This is a genomic window from Staphylococcus sp. OJ82 (assembly GCF_000294465.1).
Lineage (GTDB): Bacteria > Bacillota > Bacilli > Staphylococcales > Staphylococcaceae > Staphylococcus > Staphylococcus equorum.
Genome location: NZ_ALPU01000008.1, coordinates 17,322 through 33,948, shown reverse-complemented (window position 1 = coordinate 33,948; position 16,627 = coordinate 17,322). Strand labels below are relative to the sequence as shown.

The following is a 16,627-nucleotide window of genomic DNA, read 5'->3' as shown; positions in this document are numbered from 1 at the left end:
TTTTTATTTTTCGTTAAGTGGGTTGAGCATGATGAACATTTGGCGTCCATCCATTTTAGGTCTTTGCCCAATTGTAGCGATATCTTTACATTCTTCTGCAAATTTTTCTAATACGCGTTGACCAATTTCTTTATGCGTAATAGCACGCCCTCTGAAACGAATTGAAACTTTACATTTGTCGCCTTTTTCTAAGAATTTACGTCCGTTCTTCAATTTAGTTTGGAAATCATGTTCCTCAATTGTTGGACTTAAACGAATTTCTTTAAGGTTAATAACTTTTTGTTTCTTCTTCATTTCTTTTTCTTTTTTCTGTTGTTCGAATTTGTACTTACCATAATCCATGATTTTTGCAACAGGTGGTTTAGCGTTAGGCGACATAATAACTACATCGAGTTCTACGCGCTCTGCCATTTCTAAAGCTTCTGCTTTAGATTTAATACCGATCTGTTCTCCGTCATGTCCGATTAAACGTAATTCTTTTGCACGAATCTTTTCGTTAACTTGAGTCTGATCTTTTGCTATGGTTGACACCTCCAAGATTTTTACGAAATTATCCCAAGAAAAAGAGCGAGTATATAATATACCCGCTCTTCTTTACACACAACAATGTCGTATGTATATAGACCTGCCAACTACTATTAGTGTCGCAACAGGTGAGAAGCGGGAGCTTCTACTTGGTTCGTTTCGTATTCAACATTACCTATCTTAGCAACAATTCATTAGCAAGTCAACAGCTTTTCTATTTATTTATCATCCATTTTAACATTTTGTCTTAAATCCACTTGTTCTAATGGTATTATTTTTGTTTTATAACGTAGTTTATGATAAATGAAGAATGCTAAGAATACTGGAATACCCATATATGTGATAACAAATCTATTGAGATCAAAATCTCCTGATTGGATGAAATCAACATCTTGTCCAATAATTACAAGTACACACAAGATACCTGCAAAAATAGGCCCAAATGGGAATAATTTAGCTTTATATTTTAATTTTGATTTATCATAGTTTTGTTTATCAAAAGCTTTTCTAAATCTGTAATGACTGACTGCAATACCAACCCATGCAATAAAACCAGTCAGACCACTTGCAGCAACGATATATTCATAAGCGTCACCGCTTAAATGTTGTAATACAAAGATAATTACTACGATTACTGCTGTAGCGAGTAATGATACATACGGTACACCACTTCTATTTGTTTTACCAAATATAGGATATGCAAGCTTATCTTTACTCATTGAATATAGCATACGTGTTGAAGCATACATACCTGAGTTACCTGCTGATAATACCGAAGTCAGTATAACAGCATTCATGAATGAGGCTGCAAATGCTAGCCCTGCATTTTGGAATACAAGTGTAAATGGTGAAGTTGAAATATCATCTCCGCCACCCATAAGTGATGGACTATCGTATGGTATCAACATACCAATTACAAAGATTGCAAGAATATAGAATATCAATATTCTCCAGAATACTTGTTTAATTGCCTTAGGAACCGCGCGCTCTGGATTTTCAGACTCTCCTGCTGTAATACCAATAAGTTCAGTACCTTGGAATGAAAAGCCTGCTACCAAGAACACACCTAAAATCGCTAAGATACTTCCTCCAAAGCCATCACCTAAAATAGGACCACTACCTTGAGTGAACGTGTCAAAACCAACAAACTCTCCACCCATGATACCAACTATTGTCAATAAACCGATTGCAATAAAGATAATCACAGTAACTACTTTAATCAAAGCAAACCAATATTCACTTTCGCCAAATACTCTAACGGACAATGCATTCAGTCCAAATATAATAATTAAGAATAGACAGCTCCAACTCCAAGCTGGAATACCTGACATTGGTGTCCAATACTGTATTACTTGTGCAGCAATCGTTACATCGGCTGCAACAGTAATTACCCAGTTAAACCAATAGTTCCAACCTAATGCGAATCCTAGAGATGGATCAACAAAACGTGTAGCATATGTACTAAATGATCCTGACACTGGTAAATATGTTGCCATTTCTCCTAGAGAAGTCATGAGGAAGAATACCATCGCTCCAATGATTGCGAAGGCTAAGAGCGCACCTAAACCACCTGCATCATGTATTGCACCACCAGAAGTCATAAATAAACCAGTCCCAATACAACCTCCAATTGCAATCATGGATATATGGCGATCTTTCAGCCCCCTTTGAACACCATCATTTTGATTCACTTGTTTTGCCATAGACGCTTCCCTTCCTTAAATATAGAGGTTAACTTACTATATGATTAAGATTCATACTATTTATAGTTTGAGCAGTAGTTCATTGTAATTAACTATATGAATTACACAACAATTATAATTTTCGCTCTTTCCCGTTAACGTATTTATGATAATCATTTGACTAAAAATAAAATGGTTGCATACCTATTAGATATGCAACCATTTTAATAATAGCATTTATATAGGTAGCACATCACATATGTGACAGTCCAGTTTCTTTCGATAACTGGCCCAACCTGTATAGTTAATGGACAATACAAGTTTCGGCATCTTCACCTTTCTATTATTCAACATATGCCCCATTCGGCTTCTGAATAATTACTCATTGAAAATGCAACCTCTAACTCAAATTTAATTTTAATATGAATGTGAACTAACTTCACTATTCTGTAATATACATGATTTCTTCAAGAGTTTCAAGACTATCTTTGTTTTTTCAATCTAATCTCATCGAGTAAATTCCAAATGAATTCTTCTTTTTCTAACGTTTCTTGATCTTGGGAACCATATTTTCGTACATTTACTTCATTGTTTTCTACTTCTTTGTCCCCTACAACGAGTTGGTAAGGTATTTTTTGCATTTGTGCTTCTCTAATTTTATAACCCATTTTTTCATTTCGATCATCAATTTCAACTCTTACACCTTGAGATTTAAGCTCGTCTTGAATGTGTCTAGCATAATCATAATGTAAATCAACGTTAACAGGTATAATTTCTACTTGTTTTGGTGCTAACCATGCAGGAAATGCACCTTTTGTTTCTTCAGTTAAGAATGCGACGAAACGTTCCATAGTAGATACTACACCACGGTGAATGACTACTGGTCTATGTTGTTCTCCATCATTACCAATATAAGTTAAATCAAATTTCTCTGGTAACAAGAAGTCTAATTGGGCTGTAGATAATGTTTCTTCTTTGCCCATAGCAGTTTGAACTTGTACGTCAAGTTTCGGACCATAGAAGGCTGCTTCGCCTACTGCTTCTTCATAATCTAAACCAAGTTCATCTACCGCTTCTTTTAACATACTTTCTGCTTTATTCCACATGTCATCGTCATCGAAGTATTTTTCTTTATCTTCAGGATCTCTATAACTTACACGGAACTTATAATTTTCAAAGTTGAAATCTTTGTATACATCAACAATTAAATTTACAACACGTTTGAACTCTTCTTTAATTTGGTCCGGACGTACAAAAATATGCGCATCATTTAATGTCATTCCGCGGACACGTTGTAAACCAGAAACCGCACCACTCGCTTCATAACGATGCATAGTACCTAATTCAGCAATTCTAATAGGCAATTCACGATATGAATGTGGTTTATTTGCATAAATCATCATATGGTGCGGACAGTTCATTGGTCTTAAGACCATTTCTTCATGTTCATCTAATTTCATTGTTGGGAACATGTCTTCTTGATAATGGTCCCAATGACCTGATGTTTTATATAAATCAACGTTGGCCATTACAGGAGTATAAACATGGTCATAACCCATACTTACTTCTTTATCTACAATATAACGTTCAATTTCACGACGAATTGTAGCACCGTTAGGCAACCAAAGTGGCAAACCTGCACCTACTAAAGGGTTGTTAGCAAATAGTTCTAAATCTTTGCCAATTTTACGGTGATCACGCTCTTTGCGTTCCTCCAACATTTTCAAATGTGCTTTCAATTCTTTTTTATCGAAAAATGCTGTGCCGTATATACGTTGTAACATTTTATTATCACTATTTCCACGCCAATAAGCGCCAGCTGTTGATAATAATTTAAATTCTTTTATTTTAGAAGTAGATGGTACATGAACACCACGACATAAATCAGTGAACTCTCCTTGGGAATATAAAGTCACATTTTCATCTTCTGGAATAGCATCGATTAATTCTTGCTTATATGGGTCGTCTGAGAAAAATGATTTAGCTTCATTTCTAGAAACCACTTTACGTTCAATTGGATAGTTTTCATTAACAATTTGTTTCATTGTTTTTTCTATTTTTTCAAAATCATCTGATGAAATACTTTCTTCCATATCAAAGTCATAATAAAATCCACCATCAATTACCGGGCCAACACCAAAATGAACATTACCATAGAGGCGTTTTAAGGCTTGTGCCATAAGATGTGCAGTAGAATGACGTAATACTTCTAGCGCTTCATCAGAACCAGGTGTAACGATTTCAATTGAGCCATCTTCGTCAATTGGTCTAGTTAAATCAATGAGTTGTCCATTTAATTTACCAGCTACAGCTTTTTTTCTTAATCCTGGACTTATAGAATGTGCAATATCTTCTGTAGTTGTACCTTTATCAAACACTTTTGAATTGCCATCTGGAAATTTAATATTTATTTGCTCCATAAAAACCCTCCTATTTATTCAAGCACTTAAATCAAAATGAAATGATGTTTATACTGAATTAGACTCAAAAACAAAAAGACCCCATCCCTAAAAGGGACGAGGTCTTCGCGGTACCACCCTAAATTAAAGTTATGATGTAATAACTTTACTCTACGTAAGATAACGGTCTTGAGCCGGATGTTCATTACAACATCAATTATGAAGTAGTAATGAATAAACTTACTTACCAGCATCTCATCTTTTACTGGTTCTCTGTGAAGTAGTGGCTTATTCATCTCGTCTTCATTTCATTTGTTATGATTTAGATTTAATTATATTATACAACATTTATTTTAGATTTCAATCGTTCCTGTAATTTTTTCCTTCTAAGAAATATGGTGTTGATAATGTTTTGATTCTTTCCATGATTCTTGCAGACTTAGTTTTTTCTGTGCCGTCTCGCGTGACAGAGAGATGATATTCTAATTCTTCAAAACTTAAATTAGAACTGAAAAATGTAGGTAACTCTTGAACCATACGATAATGTAACAGTGGGCCAATCACTTCATCTCTTGCCCATGGTGTAATGTCTTCAGCACCTATATCATCTAACATTAATATATTTGCTTCTCTTACTCTAGAGAGTTTCGTTTCAAAAGTACCATCTTTAAATCCGCCTTTAAGTGAACGGATAAATTCTGGTAGATAAACAATTGTAGATGGGATTTTTTCAGTTTTTAATTGATTTGCAATTGCACCAAGGATAAATGATTTACCAGTACCAAATGGGCCATGTAAATACAAACCTTTAATTTGGGGCTCTTTATTTGTTATTTTTTCACAAATTTGGTTAGCAGCCATTGCGACATCTAATCGATCTCTTCTATCCATATATATATCTTCAAGTTTTGCGTCTAGTGTGTCACGTTGCATATGGTGCGATGTAATTAAATGTTTATTAAACCGTTCTTCATCGTGTTTAATTTTACAAGGACAAGGTAAATAGCGAATTTTTATATGATTATGTTCGATATATAATTCAGGAATATGACCTGTCACAAAATTGGGACAGTCTTTTAGTTTATGACCATCATAACGCTTTTCTTGATCTTTATATTCTTGTAAAATATTCAAATCTTCATCTATCATCGCATTTGTCAGTTCAGCTTTATGCGACTCTAAAAACTGTTTAACGTCTGGATCATTGATGACATCTTTTTTTATCTTGGCAATTTTTTTTGATAAATCATTTGAATCACCCATAATTTGATTAAATGGTTTCATCTACTTGTCCTCCTTCCATCTATCTTTAAGTTGATTTAAAAACTGTTCTCTATCATTCTTCAATTTTTCATCATCTTCATTATTATTTGAAGTGTCAGTTTCTGTTTTATTATCTCGTTCTTCTAACCATTTCGGTGTCATTTCTCTCGATGCTAATTGTTTTTGTTTATAATAAGACTTAGATGATTTGTTTTCCGTCTTAGGTTGATTCACTTTTATCGCATAATTATATGCTTGTTCAGCTGTTTTGATGCCTTTTTTCTTCCAATTTGATGCTATTTCAAAAATGTAAGTCTTAGGTAGCTTCATATCTTCTTTCAACATCACAAATTGTAACAGTATATTAATGACACCGAATGACAATTGTTCACGTTCTACTAATTCTTCAATCATATACTTTTGTTGTGTTGTTGGTTCAGATTCTGACCAAGACGCTAACATATCTATGGGACTTGTTTCTTCTAATTGTTTTAGCCAAGTAACAGATTTTTCCTCATCTTGCGTTCGGTTGTTATTCTGCACTTGAGTAGCTTGAGTTGTACTATCTGCATAATTGTTAGTTTTGATATTTAAAGATGGCATTTGTTGTTCATGCTCCATCAAATAATAGGTTCTTGCATGTTTTCTTAATTCTTCAAACGAAAGTTCTTGCGCGCTTGTTATCGATTTTAAAATGATACGTTTCATCGGCTCCGGCGTCAAACCATATAAAGTCGCGATTTGTGTAATTAAAGCTTTGGCTTCTTTATCAATAATTTTTGTGCTGATAAAGTGGTTTTGCAATAAATCATATAATGTTTCAAAATCAAAGTGCACTTGTGACAAGTTTAAACCTTCATATGCCGTTTCACTTTGGATTTCATTTGTATTGTCATCTAATGACTTGTTAGGTACTTTAAACACATCAGTGAAATTTCGTGTCACATCTTGATACTTGCTAAAGTCAATTTGCTTTTTATGTTCAAAATGGCGTTTCAATTGTTGATAGCGTTGTTTGCTTACTTCACTAAACAAATACACTGATAACATTGGATCACTGAAAAATTGTTTTGCTGATGGTGGTTGGACAAGCTGATAAACAAAAGACGAATGCTGCGCATCATGATTCACTAATGTTTTAACTAAACCAATTCCCTCTAATAAGTCCATATCTTTTCTAAATTCTAATAAATTAATCTTTAACTCACTCATAATTATATAATGCGTCAATACAGAATCCGTTTCATATTCAACAAACTGATTCAAATAATGATATAAACCAATTGCATTTGCACCAATCATTGGTGTAAACAATCTATTTAAAATTTCTAAATGCTTACTGTTCAAATAGAAATTGCGCACAACAGTAAAATTATCATGTGGTCTCAAACCATAATCATATGATTGTAACCCCATTTAAGAATCACTCCGTTTATTTCCAGCTAAAATACCTTGCATAGATTGTAATAGTTGATCTACATCCTTAAACTCTTTATATACAGATGCAAATCTTACATACGACACTTGGTCTACGTGCATAAGTAAATTCATCACATGCTCTCCAATTTCTCTTGAAGAAATTTCTGCATGTCCTTCATCACGTAACTTCCATTCAACATTATTCGTAATATCTTCTAATTGTTGATAACGGACTGGTCTTTTTTCACATGAACGCACCAATCCATTTAAAATCTTTTCACGTGAAAATTGTTCTCGCGTACCATCTTTTTTTACCACAATGAGTGGTCTTTTTTCTATATGTTCAAAAGTTGTGAATCTCGTACTACACTTTTCACATTCTCTTCTACGTCGAATCGCATTAACTTCATCTGCATGTCTAGAGTCTACAACACGAGAATGAGTCGAATTACATTTCGGGCATTTCATCGAATTATCACCCTCTCGTTTTGATTACTTATCATTATACTATAAATATGTATGTCACAAAAGAATCACTATGACACATGTAAAATACTTATTGCATTATGTAATTTTTATCACTAATATTCCAAATATTGATAGAATTTAACATGCTAATTGCGTCTCTATGATAGTAAGTTTAACATGCTAAGTAATTTCATCATTACTTTTTTCTACAATCATCTAGTATATAGGTTTAAACGACAAATTGAAAACTCCTTTCAAAGTAAGCACTAACAATGTGCATTACTTCAAAAGGAGTATATATAACACTTTCTATCATCATGTCGTACAGTCTAAACATTGTGGATTCTTAGCATTTAATCCATTAGTTAATTATTAAATGTTATAAATGTGTACTTTAATTTGTGACAGCTCCAACATCATTTTTGAGTAATTGACCTATTTGTTCAGCCACATCTACAACCCTATTTGAATAGCCCCATTCGTTATCATACCAAGCGATTACTTTGACTTTATTGTCACCCATAATCATTGTGCTTTGTGTATCAATAATTGCTGAATGTGGATTTGTATTAAAGTCCATAGATACTAAAGGTGCATCTTCTGTTGCAATCACACCGCCTAAGTTATTATCTTTAAATGCTTGATTGACTTGTTCAGCCGTTACATTCGTGTCTAAATCAACGACTAAATCTACTAATGAAACATTCTTCGTTGGCACTCTTAATGCCATACCATGTAATTTACCATCTAATTCAGGTAGTACTTCTGTTAATGCCTTTGCAGCACCTGTTGAAGTTGGAATAATACTTTCATTACAAGAACGCGCACGTCTTAAATCTTTATGCGGATTATCTATATTATTTTGATCATTCGTAATTGCATGAACCGTTGTCATCAAACCATTTTGTATACCAAATTGATCATTTAATACTTTAGCAACCGGGCCAATACAGTTAGTCGTACATGAAGCATTGCTAAATATGTCATACTGTTCGATATCTAATTGTTTATTATTAACACCTTTGACAATCATTTGGACTTTTCCACCTTTAGATGGACCCGTGAGCAATACTTTTTTAGCACCTGCATTAATATGTGCAACAGCTTTATCTCCACGATTGAATTTTCCGGTAGCCTCAATAACGATATCGATGTTTAGCGCTTCCCAAGGTAAGTGCTCAGGATTTCTTTCTGCTACAAGCTTAATCTCATGGTTATCGACTTTGACCCCATTTTCTATAGGCTCTACTTTTAAATCGTAAGCACCATGAGTTGTATCATAATTAATTAGGTGGGCAATCGTTTCAGGCGGGTAGCTCGCATTAATTGCTACTACATTTAAATCCTTATTTTTCAAAGCGATTCTTAATACCATTCTTCCTATTCTACCCATTCCATTAATTGCAATATTTGTCCTCATTCAAAGCACCCCTTGTTTTTGTGTTATACTTTATGGAAATAGTATAACATAAATAAAAGTACAAGAAAGCGTTTTCTAAAATAAAATCAAAAAAATTTGAATTCCGCTTACCTAAGAGCTTAAAGAGACCTTTTCGAGATAATTTCATCTGTATAATTTGAAATCATAGTAAAAAAGTACTACTCAAACTTAGATTATAAGTTGAGTAGTACTTCAAAATACACTTATTAAACCATACTAATGTATATTAAATCAAGCATACGATAATTATCATTTAAAAACTCACTTAAAAAGATGATTTACTGCGCTTCTTCTTCAGTATTGTTGTAAATATAGCCTTCTTCTACAAGCATTCTTTCTAAGTTCTGCTTCAATTCTAATTTCGTATCACGGTTATCAATTTCACGATCCGCCATTCTACGTTTTTTATCGATTGAAATTTGACTATAAACACGTGCTTTCGCATCTTCCATTGATAAATTATTACGTTCCATCAATCTATCAATTTGAATACTTTCAGAAGTGTATACTAACCAAACCTCATCCACTGTATCTTGTAAGTCATTTTCAAATAATAACGGAATATCCATAATGACATTATAGCCTTGCTCAAGATAAGCTTCTTTTTCATCTTCCATGATGTCTCTAACAATAGGATGAATAATTTCATTTAATTCCAATCTTTTCTCTGGATGATTAAATATGACATCTCCTACATATGATCGATTCATATTGCCATCTTCATCTATCGCTTCTTCTCCAAATGCTTCTTTAACTTGTTCTAGTCCTTTGGTACCTTTTTCTACTGCTTGGCGTGATGCAACATCTGCATCTACGACTTTAAAACCATGTATGGTTAATAATTCCGAAACACTGGATTTACCTGATGCGATACCACCTGTTAGTCCTATAACCTTTGGCATAATATCACTCTTCCTTTATTTTTGACATGTAGCGCAGAAATGACTATTTCTCGTTGCAATAACTTGAGTTTCAATATCACTTCCACACACTTTACATATATTTTGTTTATAAACATTAAGATGTAATTGCATCGTACCTGTACTACCGTCTGCATGACGATAATCAGATATGCTCGTTCCACCATATTTTATACCCGCTTCTAATACATCTCGAACATAATAAAATAATATTTCTCGTTCTTGATTATTCAACTCTTTTGATAGACGCGCTGGATGGATACCTGCTCTAAAAAGCGCTTCACACGCATAAATGTTACCACAGCCGGAAATGACCCGATGATCTAAAATCATTTGCTTAATAGGCTTGTTTTGGTAAAGTTTTTTATTAAACCATGATAAATAATGTGGCATTGCTTCTTCATCAAATGGCTCTGGAGCAATTTCTAAAAATGAGGGATACGCCTCAAATGATGGCACATTTCTAATTTCACCGAAGCGGCGAATATCAGAATAGACAAGCAACTTATCATTATTTAATTTAAATATAACATGCCAATGTTTACGATAATTTGGAACACTAATATCCTCTATCTTATCGACCACAAAGAAACCACCAGCCATACCTAGATGGCTAATAAGTATTCTTTCTTCACCGTTTTTCTCTAAGTAGAAAACGATATACTTACTTCGTCTATCTATATCACTAATTGTAAAATGCTCAGTAAAGCGTCTGAACGTATCTAATTCTAAACCTTTAATTATCGTCTCACGTTGGTTTGCTTTACCTTCATGCACTTTGTCAGAAAAAGTAACTGATTCAATTGTTTGTCCTTTAACAAAAGGTTTAATACCTCTTTTTACATGTTCTACTTCTGGTAATTCAGGCAATATAATACCTTCTTTCTATTTTGCATCGTACCATGTTTGACCATAGCTAGATTCAACTTTTAATGGCACATCTAACTCTATCGCATTATCCATAATCTTTTCAATGAATTTTCCAAACGCTTCTACTTCTTCTTTAGGTACTTCAAAAATCAATTCATCGTGCACTTGTAATAATAGTTGTGCATGGAAATCTGTTTCTTTAACTTCATTTGCAAAATTAACCATGGCTAATTTAATAATATCTGCAGCTGTACCTTGAATTGGTGTATTCATCGCAGTTCTTTCTGCAAAACCTCTCAAATTAAAGTTTCTACTTGTGATATCTGGTATATATCTGCGACGATGTAATAAAGTTTCAACATAGCCTTGAGCTTTGCAGTCTTTAACAATATCTTCCATATATTGTTTAACTCCAGGGAAACTATCTAAATAATCATCAATAAATTGTTTCGCTTGTTTTCTTGTTATGCCTAAACTTTGGCTTAGACCATAATCACTTATGCCATAAACAATTCCGAAATTTACTGCCTTCGCTTGTCTACGCATCGTGCTATCAACTTCATCTGGTTGTACATTGAATACTTTCATAGCTGTAGCTGTGTGAATATCTTCATCATTAATAAATGCTTGTTTCATACTTTCATCTTGCGTGATGTGCGCCAATACTCTTAATTCAATCTGCGAGTAATCGGCTGCAAATATGACATTGTTTTCGTCTGTAGATTTAAAAGCTTTTCTAATTTTTCTACCTTCTTCTAAACGAATAGGTATATTTTGTAGGTTAGGATCAATAGATGACAATCTACCAGTTTGTGCAAGTGTTTGGTTAAAGCGTGTATGGATACGATTATCCTCAGCGATTACTTTTTGCAATCCTTCTACATACGTAGACTGTAATTTAGCAAGTTGTCTATACTCAAGGATATGCTCAATAATAGAATGTTCACCTTGTAATTGTTCTAACACATCTACTGCTGTGGAATAACCTGTCTTCGTTTTTTTAATTACAGGTAACTCTAATGTTTCAAATAATACAACACCTAACTGTTTTGGTGAATTGATATTAAATGGCTCTCCTGCAGCTTCATGTATATTTTTTATTAACACATCTAGTTTACTTTGAATCTCTTTTTCCATTTCTTTTAAATCATTAGCGACTGTATAAATACCTGTTTCTTCCATTTCACTTAAAATACGTGCCAATGGTAATTCTAAATCATTTAGTAAATCTGTTTGATTATATTCATCTAGTTGTTCTGCCATTTTAGGCTTAATTGCACTAATTGCTTCTATAATGGTTGCTACATGGTGATTCAGAACATCATCTTCAGGCAATTGTCTTTTTTTGCCTTTACCATAAATAGCAATGGTTTGTTGTACATAATATTGACCATAATTCGTAACAACTGAATTGACATCATCTATTGTACGTGATGGGTCAATAATATAACTGGCTAACATCACATCAAATACAATGTGTTTAATCGCAATATCTAATCTATGTGCAACAACATATGATTTTTTAGCATCATATACATTCTTTTCAGTAGTACTATCTTCTAACCATGCAATAAGTGCTGGATAATCATGCATCTTATGTGCATCAATAACAACATGGTGCTTGCCATCATATAAAGCAAACTTTAATATGTCATCTTTTAAGTAATTAGAACCATCTAATTCAAAATGTATAGATGCAGCGTCTAAATTGTTAAAATCAACCTGTGCAAAATCACTTGCTATATTGATTTCCATTTCTTCCACACTTGAGCTACTGCCATCAACGTCTATATGGTCTAACAATTGTTTAAACTCTAATTTTTTAAACAATTCAATTTTATCATTTGTATCTGGGTTTTCTTGTAATTTAGTCTCGTTTAGGGATACTTCAATTGGACTTTCACAATTAATTGTCGCAAGTTCCTTACTCATTAAGGCATCATCTTTGCTATTTTCAAGTTTCTCTTTTAATTTCTTCCCAGAGACTTCATCTAGATGTTCGTAGACATTTTCCACATTTGAAAATTGTTTCAATAATTTAATCGCTGTTTTTTCACCAACACCTGCAACACCTGGAATATTGTCTGAAGTGTCACCCATTAAGCCTTTCATATCAATAATTTGTTCAGGTACCAAACCATCATATTTTTCTGCAATAAATTCCGGTGTGTAATGATCAACATCTGTCACACCTTTTTTAGTGTAATAGATTGTAACGTCATCTGTAGCAAGTTGTGTTAAATCTCGGTCACCAGTTACAATAATTGTTTGGAATTTTTCTTCATTTGCTTGTTTACTTAGCGTACCGATAATATCATCCGCTTCATAATTCTCTAACTCATAACGTTTAATTTGATAAGCATCTAATAATTGTCTGATATAAGGAAATTGTTCACTTAATTCAGGCGGTGTTTTTTGACGTCCACCTTTATACTCACTATATTGTGAGTGTCTGAACGTTGTCTTTCCAGCATCGAATGCAACTAAGAAATGTGTAGGCTGTTCTTCTTTTATAATTTTTTCAAGCAACATCGCAAAACCATACACGGCATTGGTATGAATACCTGCCTTATTTTGTAACAATGGCAAAGCGTAAAAAGCTCTAAAGCTAAGACTGTTACCATCAACTAAGATTAATTTATTCAATGTTTTAACCTCCAACACATATTTACTATCCATTTTATCACAAATTATAACTCTACCCGTATTGATACGACATATCTTCTGGTTTTCATTGCAATATAAAAAATCGACCTAACAACATAAAGTTAATTAGATCGACTATTATTTTAAATTTGTATAAAATCACACAACAATTATAAATTTAAAGTATACTTATTCCGTTTCAAAAAATGTAATTCTAAATGTTGAGCCTTCATTCGGACTACTAATTACATTAGTTCTACCATTATGGGCTTCCATAATATGTTTTGTAATAGACAATCCTAAGCCTGTGCCACCTGAATCTCTACTACGTGCTTTATCTACTCTATAAAAGCGTTCAAAAATATGTTTTTGGTCTTCTTCACTTATACCCATACCGAAATCTTCTACTTCTAGTATACGCTTATTGCCCTCTTTATATACACGCACAATAACTTCATCCGATTCCTTAGAGTAACTAATTGCATTTGATAGTAAATTGATAACAACTTGTGAAACTTTATCATTATTTGCATCAATGACAATATCAGGTGTCACTTCATTTACAATTGTTATATCTTTACTTTCAGCAATCGTCTGCATATTTTTAATCGTTAGTTCCGCAATGTCAGACAAACTAATATATTCAGTTTCTATTTCAGATTGTTGTTCGACATGAGATAAATCTAGTAAATCAAAAACTAAGGTTTCTATGCGATTAGATTCTTTAGAAATTATTTGTAAAAAATCATCTAATGCCTGTTCATCATTTTTTGCCCCATCTAGTAATGTTTCAGCAAATCCTTTTATTGAAGTAATAGGTGTTTTTAATTCGTGTGATACATTTGCTACAAATTCACGACGTAAATTTTCAAGCTTTTTAAGGTTTGTGATGTCATGCATAACAATAACCATGCCATATAAATTTTTCTTAGTTTTTGACAAAATTGGTACGCAAGCAGTATCAAAATATTTCTGATGCACTTGATCTATGGTTAATTCTACTTGATCATAAATAGGTTTTTCTACTTTAAACGCATCAACAATAAGTTTTTGGATTTTAACATCGATAAACTCAACATAACTTTTATGCTCTACTGCTTCTTCAGGCGTAAATAACTCATAATATGCTTTATTTGCTACAACAATTTCACCATATTTATCAATCATTAATATAGAACTCGGAATACTTTCTACAGTTGTTTTTAATCTATTGGATTGTAGCTTTTGCTTATGATTTAAACGTTGTAAACGTCTAGCTAATTCATTTGTAGTAACGAACAACTCTCTCGTCTCTTTTACGTTGCTCTCTGGCACCCTCACATGATAATACCCCTCAGCCAAAAGGTTCGTGGCATACGTTACTTCATTAATAGGTCTTATATACGTTCTATTGATACTTCGAACGACAAAGAAAATAATCACTAAAACAATTAAACCAATTAAAGCCGTGTATTTCCACAGTTCAATTTGTAATTCTAAGATTTCATTATTTACACCACTAATCAAAACATCTTTATCTTTGATTGAAGTCTTGAATGTATATCTTCGATCATCAGCTACTTTATCATAAATTAGGTTCGAAGGAATAGCATCATTTCTTATATCTTCATTTATCTCAGTTCCTTGTTTTGTGGACAACAAGACATCGTTACCTTTTTCAATAACTACAGTATATTTTTCACTTTCAGCAATATCTTTGATTTCAGCTATTTTATCATGGTTGTACAAACTAACGAAATGCTCTGAACGATGCTCTAGGTCCCCTTCTTGACCCGTAGTAACCGTGTTATAAATAACATGTGTTATGATTGCGCCTAGCATAATAAAGCTAATGATAACGATGGTACATAATAAAAATAAGAGGCGGTGATGAAACTTCAGCATTAAACCTTAGGTCTCTCCAACTTATATCCCAAACCTCGTACTGTTTTGATAAGTTTAGGTTGTTTTGGGTTTTCTTCTAATTTATCTCTTAAATGACTAATATGTACATCCACAATTCTAGAGTCACCCGCGAATTCATAATTCCATACTGAATTTAACATATGTTCACGTGTGATCACTCTACCCTGTCTTTCGATAAGATATAATAACAGTTCAAATTCTTTTGGTGTTAATTCTAATAATTCATCTTCTCTATACACTTCAAAATATTCTGGTCTAATTCTGATTGAACCAATAAGTATGTCATCTTCATCATTTTCAATTTGAGCTGCTTCTGTAACCATCGCAGATCTTCTTAAAATAGCTTTGACTCTTGCTACTACTTCTCTTGGTGAAAATGGTTTAGTCATGTAATCATCTGCACCAAGTTCTAGTCCTAGTACACGATCAAATTCATCATCTTTAGCTGTCAGCATTAAGATGGGTACAAGATTTTTATCAGAACGAATCGTTTTACAAACTTCTATTCCATCTTTTTTTGGAAGCATGACATCTAACACAACTAATTCGGGATTTGTAGCATTGACCTTCTCCAGTGCTTCTTCTCCATCATAAGCTACATCCACTATATACCCAGCTTGTTCTAAATTATATTTTAATAAGGTTACGATTGATTGCTCATCATCTACTACAAGTACTTTTTGTGACATAGTATACCTCCATATTTGTGTTTACAAATTAATTATAACTTATATTTAAATAAAAATAACATACTTTAAATTCTTTTCACATAAACTTTACAATACCTAGAATAAAGGATCAAATTAAGTATTCATGAATTTAATGTAATTGTGATGTTAACAATCTGTTGCGCTGTTGATTTCATTTCACTGATTTTTTTAAAAACCATACGTTAACAAAATCTTAACATTTAATTAACAACATGAACACTTATATCATTGAAAATATGCAATTCAGAGAAATTGTTCGAGTTAATATACATCAAACAACGTTCTTAAATTTACAATTTACATTAAAAAATGCGGATTAAATGCTATTTGTGAGGCACTTTTTACTAACTTATGAAAATCACAAAAAAATACCAACAAA

12 protein-coding genes, 1 riboswitch and 1 other annotated feature are annotated in these 16,627 nt (G+C 32.9%); all 12 genes read right to left on the bottom strand.

The window, feature by feature from the left end; genetic code table 11:
• Nucleotides 1-3 precede the first annotated feature (3 nt).
• Nucleotides 4-531, bottom strand: coding sequence for a translation initiation factor IF-3 (gene infC, locus SOJ_RS07060; RefSeq protein WP_002507377.1), 528 nt, complete (start codon nucleotides 529-531; stop codon nucleotides 4-6).
• A 22-nt stretch (nucleotides 532-553) separates the two neighbouring features.
• Nucleotides 554-682 (bottom strand) — a sequence feature (ribosomal protein L20 leader region).
• A gap of 61 nt (nucleotides 683-743) precedes the next feature.
• Entirely contained in the window at nucleotides 744-2,228 is a 1,485-nt protein-coding gene (locus SOJ_RS07055) for an amino acid permease (protein ID WP_002507376.1), read from the bottom strand.
• Between the two features lie 217 nt (nucleotides 2,229-2,445).
• Nucleotides 2,446-2,618, bottom strand: a riboswitch (Lysine riboswitch).
• Nucleotides 2,619-2,689: 71 nt separating this feature from the next.
• Nucleotides 2,690-4,627, bottom strand: a complete 1,938-nt coding sequence (gene thrS / locus SOJ_RS07050; protein ID WP_002507375.1) for a threonine--tRNA ligase — start codon at nucleotides 4,625-4,627, stop codon at nucleotides 2,690-2,692.
• Nucleotides 4,628-4,966: 339 nt separating this feature from the next.
• Nucleotides 4,967-5,890 (bottom strand): primosomal protein DnaI, encoded by a 924-nt coding sequence (gene dnaI / locus SOJ_RS07045; RefSeq protein ID WP_002507374.1) that lies wholly within the window; start codon nucleotides 5,888-5,890, stop codon nucleotides 4,967-4,969.
• The gene (locus SOJ_RS07040; protein ID WP_002507373.1) at nucleotides 5,891-7,285 is read right to left on the bottom strand and encodes a replication initiation and membrane attachment family protein; all 1,395 of its coding nucleotides are present in this window, start codon (nucleotides 7,283-7,285) and stop codon (nucleotides 5,891-5,893) included.
• Nucleotides 7,286-7,756 carry a transcriptional regulator NrdR gene (nrdR, locus tag SOJ_RS07035; protein WP_002507372.1) on the bottom strand — a complete coding sequence of 157 codons (471 nt, stop codon included), beginning with the start codon at nucleotides 7,754-7,756 and terminating at the stop codon, nucleotides 7,286-7,288.
• Nucleotides 7,757-8,150: 394 nt separating this feature from the next.
• Nucleotides 8,151-9,176: a type I glyceraldehyde-3-phosphate dehydrogenase gene (gene gap, locus SOJ_RS07030; RefSeq protein ID WP_002507371.1), complete on the bottom strand. Its 1,026-nt coding sequence runs from the start codon at nucleotides 9,174-9,176 to the stop codon at nucleotides 8,151-8,153.
• A 299-nt stretch (nucleotides 9,177-9,475) separates the two neighbouring features.
• Nucleotides 9,476-10,099, bottom strand: coding sequence for a dephospho-CoA kinase (gene coaE / locus SOJ_RS07025; RefSeq protein WP_002507370.1), 624 nt, complete (start codon nucleotides 10,097-10,099; stop codon nucleotides 9,476-9,478).
• 15 nt (nucleotides 10,100-10,114) lie between these two features.
• Nucleotides 10,115-10,987: a bifunctional DNA-formamidopyrimidine glycosylase/DNA-(apurinic or apyrimidinic site) lyase gene (mutM, locus tag SOJ_RS07020; protein WP_002507369.1), complete on the bottom strand. Its 873-nt coding sequence runs from the start codon at nucleotides 10,985-10,987 to the stop codon at nucleotides 10,115-10,117.
• Between the two features lie 15 nt (nucleotides 10,988-11,002).
• Entirely contained in the window at nucleotides 11,003-13,633 is a 2,631-nt protein-coding gene (gene polA / locus SOJ_RS07015; protein ID WP_002507368.1) for a DNA polymerase I, read from the bottom strand.
• 189 nt (nucleotides 13,634-13,822) lie between these two features.
• Complete coding sequence (gene pnpS, locus SOJ_RS07010; protein ID WP_037539504.1) at nucleotides 13,823-15,517, bottom strand: two-component system histidine kinase PnpS; 1,695 nt, start codon at nucleotides 15,515-15,517, stop codon at nucleotides 13,823-13,825.
• On the bottom strand, nucleotides 15,517-16,227 hold the full coding sequence (locus SOJ_RS07005; protein ID WP_002507366.1) for a response regulator transcription factor: 711 nt from the start codon (nucleotides 16,225-16,227) through the stop codon (nucleotides 15,517-15,519). Before SOJ_RS07005 ends, pnpS begins: the two co-directional genes overlap by 1 nt.
• Nucleotides 16,228-16,627 lie beyond the last annotated feature (400 nt).

What these genes read in the sequence shown, in the direction of transcription:
- SOJ_RS07005 (WP_002507366.1), bottom strand. Translation starts at nt 16,227, where the DNA reads ATGTCACAAAAAGTACTTGTAGTAGATGATGAGCAATCAATCGTAACC.
- thrS (WP_002507375.1), bottom strand. Translation starts at nt 4,627, where the DNA reads ATGGAGCAAATAAATATTAAATTTCCAGATGGCAATTCAAAAGTGTTT.
- gap (WP_002507371.1), bottom strand. Translation starts at nt 9,176, where the DNA reads ATGAGGACAAATATTGCAATTAATGGAATGGGTAGAATAGGAAGAATG.
- nrdR (WP_002507372.1), bottom strand. Translation starts at nt 7,756, where the DNA reads ATGAAATGCCCGAAATGTAATTCGACTCATTCTCGTGTTGTAGACTCT.
- SOJ_RS07055 (WP_002507376.1), bottom strand. Translation starts at nt 2,228, where the DNA reads ATGGCAAAACAAGTGAATCAAAATGATGGTGTTCAAAGGGGGCTGAAA.
- coaE (WP_002507370.1), bottom strand. Translation starts at nt 10,099, where the DNA reads ATGCCAAAGGTTATAGGACTAACAGGTGGTATCGCATCAGGTAAATCC.
- pnpS (WP_037539504.1), bottom strand. Translation starts at nt 15,517, where the DNA reads ATGCTGAAGTTTCATCACCGCCTCTTATTTTTATTATGTACCATCGTT.
- dnaI (WP_002507374.1), bottom strand. Translation starts at nt 5,890, where the DNA reads ATGAAACCATTTAATCAAATTATGGGTGATTCAAATGATTTATCAAAA.
- SOJ_RS07040 (WP_002507373.1), bottom strand. Translation starts at nt 7,285, where the DNA reads ATGGGGTTACAATCATATGATTATGGTTTGAGACCACATGATAATTTT.